This is a genomic window from Pauljensenia sp. UMB6358 (genome assembly GCF_030216865.1).
GTDB lineage: Bacteria > Actinomycetota > Actinomycetes > Actinomycetales > Actinomycetaceae > Pauljensenia > Pauljensenia turicensis_A.
Window position 1 is genome coordinate 1 of record NZ_JASOMS010000122.1, and the last position, 295, is coordinate 295.

General features: G+C 51.9%; 1 protein-coding gene. It reads right to left on the minus strand.

Features of this window, described 5'->3' with window-relative positions; all coding sequences use genetic code 11:
- Positions 1–78: 78 nt before the first annotated feature.
- Positions 79–295 (minus strand): hypothetical protein (locus QP381_RS08865; protein ID WP_285068617.1); only part of this gene is annotated, 217 nt, incomplete at its 5' end.

A 295-nucleotide genomic window follows, 5' to 3' on the forward strand; every position in this document is an offset into this window, starting at 1 on the left:
GCTGCTTGCGGAAACCGGAATCGTTTCGTCGCCGGAGAATTTCCTGCAAAAGCTGTCTACCCGGAAGACTTTCAGTTGTCATTGCTCACCATCCTGAGAAAATGCGACTTTGCCATCCTTTTTAGCGTCTTTCAGTCGCCTGTTGATGTCCCGTTGCAGGTCGGCGCGGAGCTCGTAAATCTGTTGTGCATCTGTTGCCAGATAAGGTTCAGTGATCTCATCGAAGGTTTCCAACGATGCGGCGCGAAGATCCGTCAAGAGATCGCCTGGGTAAGACTCATGGGCGCGAAGACTT